The sequence below is a fragment of the Streptomyces corynorhini genome (assembly GCF_003346515.1).
In the GTDB taxonomy this organism is placed as follows: domain Bacteria; phylum Actinomycetota; class Actinomycetes; order Streptomycetales; family Streptomycetaceae; genus Streptomyces; species Streptomyces corynorhini.
Genome location: NZ_QQNA01000107.1, coordinates 1 through 8,497 on the forward strand (window position 1 = coordinate 1; position 8,497 = coordinate 8,497).

Here is an 8,497-nt window from a genome sequence, read left to right on the forward strand (position 1 = left end):
AAACACGCCCCCCCGCCGCCCCCGGACACGCGCCCCCGGACCAGGCTGACGCGCGCTCACGCCTTCAGCACGGCGATCTCACTGATCCTCGGCCGCAGACCGCGTACCGCCCGCGTCTTCTCGTACGGCTTCAGCCGCCGCTGCATCGTCTCGAAGTGCTCGTCCCCGCGCGCCGACGAGACGTGCTCGTAGTCCACCAGGAACTGCGACCAGCTCTCGCACGCCGCCTCAAGATGGCCGAATTCCAGCTGGCGCTGGGCCAGTACGGCGAGGAAGTGGACGCGCCCCTGGCGCTCGTTCTTCCGCTGTGCCTTCAGCGACTGCTGGAGGGCCGAGATGGATCCCGGCAGGTCCTTGAACTCGTACAGCACGTGCGAGACATGGAAGAGATACCCCGTCCTGTCGTAGGAGCCCACGGACTCGCGCCGGTCGTCCGCCCTGTTCAGCGCCGCCTCCGTCTGCCGGAGCCGGGCCAGGGCCTGCCGCTTGTCCCCCACCATCGCCGCCGCGTGGGCCTGCTGCCCCGCGAGGAACGCCTGCAGGCGCGGCTCGGCCTTGGGCGACGCCTCGGCGGCTGAGTCCGCGAATTCCAGCGCGCGCTTGCCGTAACCGAGGTTCGACGCCTGGAGCGACATGCCGCGCAGCGTCCGGCAGTACGTGACATGGTCGTCGGCGGCGCCCGCCAGCTCCAGGGCCCGGAGGTAGTAGCGCTGGCCGAGACCGTGCGCCCGCTCGTACATCGCCATCCACCCGGTCAGATAGACCAGATCGGACGCGGCGGCCAGCATGTCCTTGCGTACGGGTTCCGCCGCCTCGGCCTTCAGCCACGGCATGACCGTGTTCACGAGGAAGGCGGCTGCCATCGGGCGCGCGTGTCCGCCGCCCAGCTCATCCAGAATGTCAGCTATTCGGTCCGTCATCGTGCGTACGGCCTGTACTTGCGCGGCTCCGATCCGTACCGTCCGTTTCCCCGGAGCGGCGTTCGGCGGGGTGGCGGCGTGCGCCAGATCCGGGAAGAGCGGGACGACCGCGGCGGCGGAGAACAGGCCCGCGGCGATCAGGCTGCGGCGAGAGGGGTCCATGTCCGCTCTCCCCATGTCGACCAGCTCTTCCAGGGTGTTGGTGCGTGAACTCCCTTGTGCGGCTGTCGAGTCGGTCGGATCGCCGGTGCCGGACGGGCCTGATCCGGCTCCGCGGTGCTGTGCGGAGACCGGCAGACCGGCCTCCGCGTGGGTGACGGGCCGACGCAGTTTCCGTGCGAACGCCTCCACGATCAGCGGCCTGACCTGCTCTTTCGGTACGGTGCCCGCCACCCAGTGCGAGACCGCCGACTGGTCGTAGTGGAGTTCGAGACCGGCCTCCGCCCCCATGCGATTGATGATCTGCGCGAACTGCGAACGGGACCACTTCGACTGTGTCAACAGGGCGGCCAGGCCGGTATTGGGCGTACGTGAATTACTCGCCATGGTTCCCACTCCCCCATGCGTTCATGGCTTTCATCATCAGACCTTCCTCCACGGTACTCGCGGAGGGTGATAACGCGGTTCTCTCGTCATAGAGGCATGTCGCAGCAGAGAAACAGAAACACCGGCAAAGCAGCAGAGAACGCGAATACGGGGGTCAAGGTGACCACAGTGACAGACGACAGAACAGGTGGCACAGGCGAAAACGCGCACACCACGCGATCCACGCCGGCCGTCCACCCGACCAACACCCCACCCACGACTTTCCCCTCGGCTCCGGACCGTGACGTCATCAGCCTCGACGCCGACCGGGCGCTGGCGCCGCACCGCATGATGCCGCCGCCCGCCGAGATCGCCGACCTGACCGTCCGGCTGATCGGCCACGGAGCGCGGCTCGTCGCCGTCGTGGAGACGATCCCCGAGTCCGAGCACTCCGTACGGGCGAAGGGCGCGCTCAAGGACTGGTACGACCTGACCGACGGGGGACCCGGCGAGGGGGCCATGGCCAACTGGGTCCACATGCGGGCCATGGCACGTATGTGCCGCACCTTCATGGACTACCTGCGCGACCGGGAGCGGGACGGCGACCGAGACCGCGACCGTGACAGAGGCCGTCGATCCCCTGACCGGGACCGGGACCGGGACCGGGAGCGCGACGGGCGGCGTCGCACATGAGTCCCGAGGGGAGGCAACAGGCGTGGTTCGTCTTCGCGGTCTGCACCCTGGGGCTGACGATCGCCCTGGCTGTCGGACTGCGGCTGTGACGGGCTGGCCGACTGAGGGGTTCACCGGCTGAGCGGCTGAGCGGCCGAGCGGCCGAGCAGTTGGGCGGCTGACCGGTTGGGCATCCGTACGAGGCGCACGAGGCATACGAGGCGCACGAGGCGAACCAGAAGTCGCGGAAGCGCCAGAAGCGCCAGGCGAACAGACGCACCATCCGCACCATCCGCGCCACCTCTCCCACCCGCCTCACGGTATCTCCCGATCCGTCACCAGGTGGGCGACTGGCACTGTCCCGCACTGATGTGGACGGGTACCGTCCTGTCGAGCGGGGCAGGGACCGGGGGGTCGAGTTGAGCGATGTACGCAGTGCCGCGCGCCCGCACATCCGGGTGGTGGCACCGGGGGAGCTGACCGAGGCGGAGGCCGGTACGTGGCGCGCGTTGCGCGCCACGTCGGGGACGCCGGCCAACCCCTTCATGGAGCCGGAGTTCACGGCGGCGGTCGGCGAGGTCCGGCGGGGTGCCCGGATCGCCGTCGTACGCGACGGGCGGAGCGGCGAGCCGGTCGGCTTCTTCCCGTACGAGAAGGGGCCGCTGGGCCGGGGCAGGGCGATCGGGTTCGGCGTGTCGGACTGCCAGGGCGGTGTGTTCCGGCCGGGGCTCGGGCTGTCGGCGCGCGAACTGCTCAAGAGCTGCGCGCTGTCGGCCTGGGAGTTCGACAACCTCGAAGCGGGCCAAGGGCTGTTCGTCCCGGCGGCGGCCGAGGAGCTGGAGTCCCCGGTCATCGACGTGGGGGAGGGGTACGAGGCGTACGAGGCGGCGCTGCGCGTGCGCTCGCCCAAGTTCTTCCGTACGACGACCGCGAAGGAACGCCGACTGGCCCGGCAGGCGGGCGAGGTGCGCTTCGTCTTCGACGAGCGGGATCCGGCCGCCCTGCGCACGCTCATGGAGTGGAAGTCCGCGCAGTACCGCAGGACGGGCCGCCGTGACCGCTTCGCGAAGGAGTGGATCAGCACGCTCGTGCGCCGGCTTGCCGCGACCCGCACGCCCGCGTGCTCCGGCGTGCTCTCCGTGCTGTACGTGGCCGACCGCCCCGTCGCCGCCCACTTCGGGCTCCGCTCGCGCACCGTGCTGTCGTGCTGGTTCCCCGCGTACGAGCCGGAGTTCGCCAAGTACTCGCCCGGACTGATCCTCCATCTGCGGATGGCCGAGGCCGCCGCGGGCGCGGGGATCGCCCTGCTCGACCTGGGGCGTGGGGCGGCGGAGTACAAGGACGCGCTGAAGACGGGCGGGCTGCGGGTGTACGAGGGCGCCGCGGTCCGGCCGGGCGCGCGGGCCGCCCTCCACCGGCTGAGCAGGGAGCCGTCACGGCGTGCGCACAGCTTCGTACGGAACAGACCCGCCCTGGCCCGGTACGCGCAGCGGACGCTGAACCGGGTGGGCGGGCTACGGGACAGATGACGGCAGGGCACCGCATCGACAACGGGGGAGCCGGTGACGTGACGTACGAACGGGGAGAGCGAAACGGGCGGCGGAGCGAGCCGAGTGCGCCGAGTGCGCGGAGCGCGCGAAATGGGCCGGGTGACAGCCGTGCGGGGCGGACGCGGCGGTCGTGGGAGTCCATCACGGTGGTCGATCTCGATCTCGACGGCCCCTTCGAAGACCGCACCGACCACACCGACCGCCCCGGGCACGGCGGTATCGGCAGTCACCACCACGGCTACCAGGTGCTCTCCCTGACCCCGGCCCCCGGCGGCCCGCTCCCCGCGGGCGAGGGCGATGTCTACGCGCTCGTACGGTTACGCGGGCGGCCCGTCGCCACCGTGCTCGGGCGGGTACGGGAGGGGGCGGACCCGCCCGAGGTCCTGACCGCCGCCTTCGCGGCGCGACGTGCCCCGGACGGGGGCACCCGAATACCACCCGCGCCCCCGGTCCCACCGGCGCACGCGGAGTCGCCCGCGACACCTCCCCGCACCACCGTCGTCGTCGCCACGCGCGAGCGGGCCGGTCAACTGGCCCGCGCGCTCGACTCGCTCCTCGCGCAGGACCATCCCGACTTCCGCGTCCTCGTCGTGGACAACGCGCCCCTCACCACGGCCACCCGCGACCTGGTCGAGTCGCGGTACGCGGGCCGCGTCGACCGGGTCACCGAGCCCCGGCCGGGACTGGCCGCCGCCCACAACCGGGGCGTCGCCGCCGCCGACGGTCACGGAGTCATCGCCTTCACGGATGACGACGTGGTCGCCGACCCGCGCTGGCTCACCTCGCTCACCGCGCCCTTCGCGGCCGACCCCGGCCTCGGCTGTGTCACGGGCCTGATCCTCCCCGCCCGGCTGACCACCCCCGCGCAGATCCTGCTGGAGAGCCACGGAGGCTTCGCCAAGGGCTTCGAGCCCCGGCTGTACGACCCGGTGCGGCCCCCCGCCGACGAGCCGCTGTTTCCGTTCACGGCGGGCAGCTTCGGCTCGGGCGCGAACATGGCCTTCCGCGCGGACGCGCTGCGCGCCGTCGGCGGCTTCGACCCGGCCACCGGCACCGGTACCCCCGCCAGGGGCGGTGACGACCTCTACGCCTTCGTACGCGTCCTGACCGCAGGACACCGTCTGCTGTACACGCCGGACGCGCTCGTCTGGCACCACCACCGGGAGACCTGGCAGGACCTCAGGGACCAGGCGTACGGATACGGTGCCGGGCTCACCGCCTACCTCACCGCGCTCGTCGTCCGCCACCCCGCCCTGCTGCCGGCCCTCCTCGCCAAGCTCCCGCGCGGTCTGGCCCACGCCCGCGCGATCACGGCCCACCGGACGGACGGTACGAACCGTGCCGAAGGCGCGGACGGCGCGGACGGCGCGGACAGGGTGTACGGCGCGGACGGGGCCGACGGCGCTGTGCCCGGCGCGCACGGCGCGCACACCCATCCATGGCCACGCGCGCTCTCCCGGCTGGAGCGCCGGGGGATGCTGTACGGGCCGATCGGCTACGTCAAGGCACGCAGGCGGCTACGGACGCGCGGAGGCCGCGCATGAGCGAGAGCCCCGTTCCCGGTCCCAGCCCCAGCCCCAGCCCCGGTCCCAGGTCCAGGTCCAGCCCCATCCCCGTTCTCCTCTACCACGCGGTCATGGACGACCCGCCCGCCTGGATCGCCGAGTTCACCGTCAGGCCGCGGGACTTCGCGGCCCACCTCGATGCCGTCGTGGCCAGCGGCAGATCGCCCGTACCGGTCAGTGCCCTCGTACGGCATCTCACCCACCGCGCGCCGCTGCCGCCCCGGCCCACCGTCCTCACCTTCGACGACGGTTTCGCGGATCTCCCCGGTCCGACCGCCGAGGCACTCGCCGCACGCGCGTTGCCCGCCACCGCCTACCTCACCACCGGCGCCATCACCCCGGGGCTGACCAGCCTGCTGCCGCCCGCCCCGATGATGACGCTCAAGCAGGCGGGCCTGCTGGGCGCGTACGGGGTCGAAGTGGGCGCGCACACCGTCACGCATCCGCAACTGGACACCCTGCGCGCCCCCGCGCTCCACCGTGAGCTGTACGACTCCAAACGCGCGCTGGAGGACGTCCTCGGCCACGCGGTCGCGCATCTCGCCTATCCGCACGGGTACAACAGCGGCGCCGTGCGCCGGGCCGCCGCGCGCGCCGGGTACTCCTCCGCCGTGGCCGTACGGCACGCGCTCAGCTCGGACCGGGACGAGACGTACCGCATCGCCCGCCTCATCGTGCGCCGGACCCACACCGTCGCGGATGTCGCGTCCTGGATGGCAGGGGAGGCGGCCGAGGGCGAGCGGGGCAGGGTCGCGCCGTTCCCCGACTCGCTGCCGACGCTGGGCTGGCGGCTGTACCGGGGAGCGCGCGCCCGCGTGCGCGGTCCCGAGTTCGCCGGATAGAGCCGGATAGAGCCGGATAGAGCCGGGCAGAGGGGGCGCGCACCGTGCGGCAACGCGTACACGAGACAGGGGCCGGGACAGGGCCCGAGGCCGGAACCGCTATAGGACCTGGGTCTGGTCCTGGTTCTGGGCTTGGTCCTGGTTCTGGGCCTGGTCCTGGGCATCAGCGCGCGGGCCGGGAGGGAGAGGCGGCGGAAACCCCGGGAGCGGACCCGAGGCCCGACGCCACGCCCGACGCCCGGCCGGATGCCCGGCCCGACGGCCTTCCCGAGGCCCGGTTCGACGGCGCCGTCCCGTCCTGGAGCCGGGACGGGAGCCGGTCCGGGAGCCGGTCCGGGAGCCGACGCGCCCCCAGGCTCCGTCCTCCGGAACTCGCCACCTGGCTGCCGCTGTTGACCGCCGCCGCGCTCTGGAGCTGGTCGCTGCCCAGGATCGGGTTCCGCGACATCGGGGAGTTCGGACTCCTCGACCGCTTCCCGATGGCCTTCTACCTCTCCCTGGCCGTGCTCACGGCCGGTTTCCTCCGCACCCTGCGCCGGGCGGGCACCGCCCCCCTGTGGCCGCTCACCTACTGCGCCGCCCTGCTGGTCGCGATCAAGGCGCCGCCCGCGCTGCTCTACGACTCGGTGCGCTACGCCTGGGCCTCCAAACACGACGCCGTGATCGCGCGGCTGCTGGCCGAGGGGACCGTACACCCGCACGCGGAGCTGCCGGGTGGCATGTCGGCGTACGACCAGTGGCCCGGCTTCTTCTCCCTCAACGCGGCGCTGATCAGGGCCTTCGGAGTGGAAGGCGCGGCCTCGTACGCCAATTGGGCGCCCGTGGTGTTCGGCCTGCTGACGCTGCCGGTGCTCGTACTGATCTACCGCACCTTCACCGACGACTGGCGGCTGGTCTGGACGGCCGTGTGGATCTTCCAGCTCGCCAATTGGGTGGGCCAGGACTATCTGGCCCCCCAGGCGTTCGCCTATCTGCTGTTCCTGAGCGTCTTCGCCGTGGTCGTCAGACACTTCGTACGGCCCGGATCGGCCGGGACCCTGCGCTCGCGCGACCGGCTCGATCCGGCAGCCGCCGCCGTCCCCCCACCGACCGGGTGGCGGCAGCGCGCCGTGTGCGTGGCGATACTCGCGCCGCTGATCGCGGCCGTCAACGCCTCGCACCAACTCACCCCCGTCATGCTCTGTATGACCCTGATGGCGCTGTGTCTGACCCGCCGCTACCGCAATCTCGGGCTGCTCGCCGTCACCGGATTCATCATGCTCATCTGGGATCTGACGATGGGCCGGGTCCTCTTCCTGGACACCCTGAGCACCCTGCGCGACTCCTTCGGCGACCTCATGCAGAACTCAAGACCCGGCTTCGCGGGCGAACCAACCGGTCCTGGGCCCGAGTTGGTGGGGTCGGCCAACATCGTCATGGTGCTGGTACTCGGCGGGCTCGCCGGAGCGGCGGTGCTGCTGCGCCGCAGGCTGGTACGGAGCGCGCTGCCGCTGCTGCTGGCGGCGGCGGCGCCCGTACCGCTGTTCGCCGTGAACGACTACGGCGGCGAAATGCTCTTCCGCGTCTACCTGTTCGGGCTGCCCGGCACCGCGTTCTTCGCCGCCGCCGCCCTCGTCCCGACCTCCACAGGGACCAGCAGGGTGCGCCGCTACGCCCGCCGGACGACGGCGGTGGCGCTGCCGCTGGCGCTGCTCGCCCTGCTGGGGGGCTTTCTGCCCTCGTACTACGGCAAGGAGGGCATGCAGTACGCGCCCCCGGCCGAGGACGCCTTCGTGAAGCGGTCCTACGACCGGGCGCCCGAAGGCGCGCTCATCATGGCCGCCACCGGGTCGTTCCCGGGGGCGTACTACCGCTACGACCGCTACGAACGCTGGTTCTTCACCGAGCAGGAGGTCCCGGAGAACCTGAAGATGCTGCGGGACCCGGCGGGCTATCTCGACGGCGGCGTTCCGGCCGGGCGTCCGGCGTACGTCCTGCTCACGCCGTCGCAGGACAAGGCCACGATCGGCGAGGGGTACCTCCCGGCGGGCGGTTTCACCCGGCTGCGCGAGGCGCTGAAACGCTCGCCGCGCTTCAGGGTGGTGGAGGAGAGCGCCGAGGGGATCTTCCTGGAACACATACCGGAGAGGCCGGGGACGCCGTCCGCCGGATGAGGGATGAAGGATGAGGTACGAGGGATGAGGTACGAGGACACGCACCGCACCCCGAACCAGCAAGAAGAACGAAGAGCGCGAAGGAACGCGAAAGAGCACAAAGGAACGCGTAGGAACGCGAACGTACGAGGAGGCCGCCGCCATGCCGAGACAACGTAGCGACGAGGTCCGTGACTCCCACTCCGCCGAGCAGCTTGCCGCCGAGCCGCCCCCCGCCGAGCCGCTGCCCGCCGAGCCGCTCCCCGCCCAGCCGTTCCCCGCCGCCAGTAC

The 8,497-nt window shown here is 71.9% G+C and carries 6 protein-coding genes; 5 read left to right on the forward strand and 1 reads right to left on the reverse strand.

What is annotated here, in order from left to right; translation table 11 throughout:
- Window positions 1-56: 56 nt before the first annotated feature.
- Window positions 57-1,466 carry a hypothetical protein gene (locus DVH02_RS15125; protein WP_114624343.1) on the reverse strand — a complete coding sequence of 470 codons (1,410 nt, stop codon included), beginning with the start codon at window positions 1,464-1,466 and terminating at the stop codon, window positions 57-59.
- 168 nt (window positions 1,467-1,634) lie between these two features.
- On the opposite strand from DVH02_RS15125, the gene DVH02_RS15130 reads away from it, so the two are divergent.
- From DVH02_RS15130 to DVH02_RS15150, 5 genes are all read left to right on the forward strand, one after another.
- Complete coding sequence (locus DVH02_RS15130; protein WP_114624344.1) at window positions 1,635-2,138, forward strand: DUF6415 family natural product biosynthesis protein; 504 nt, start codon at window positions 1,635-1,637, stop codon at window positions 2,136-2,138.
- 398 nt (window positions 2,139-2,536) lie between these two features.
- On the forward strand, window positions 2,537-3,646 hold the full coding sequence (locus tag DVH02_RS15135; RefSeq protein ID WP_233518233.1) for a GNAT family N-acetyltransferase: 1,110 nt from the start codon (window positions 2,537-2,539) through the stop codon (window positions 3,644-3,646).
- Window positions 3,647-3,885: 239 nt separating this feature from the next.
- Window positions 3,886-5,211, forward strand: a complete 1,326-nt coding sequence (locus DVH02_RS15140) for a glycosyltransferase (protein WP_407697625.1) — start codon at window positions 3,886-3,888, stop codon at window positions 5,209-5,211.
- A 92-nt stretch (window positions 5,212-5,303) separates the two neighbouring features.
- Entirely contained in the window at window positions 5,304-6,074 is a 771-nt protein-coding gene (locus tag DVH02_RS15145; protein ID WP_114624347.1) for a polysaccharide deacetylase family protein, read from the forward strand.
- Between the two features lie 392 nt (window positions 6,075-6,466).
- Entirely contained in the window at window positions 6,467-8,227 is a 1,761-nt protein-coding gene (locus DVH02_RS15150; protein WP_233518234.1) for a hypothetical protein, read from the forward strand.
- The last annotated feature ends 270 nt before the right edge of the window (window positions 8,228-8,497 follow it).

Coding starts and splice junctions, on each gene's coding strand:
- DVH02_RS15125 (WP_114624343.1), bottom strand. CDS start 1,466: ATGGCGAGTAATTCACGTACGCCCAATACCGGCCTGGCCGCCCTGTTG.
- DVH02_RS15145 (WP_114624347.1), top strand. CDS start 5,304: ATGGACGACCCGCCCGCCTGGATCGCCGAGTTCACCGTCAGGCCGCGG.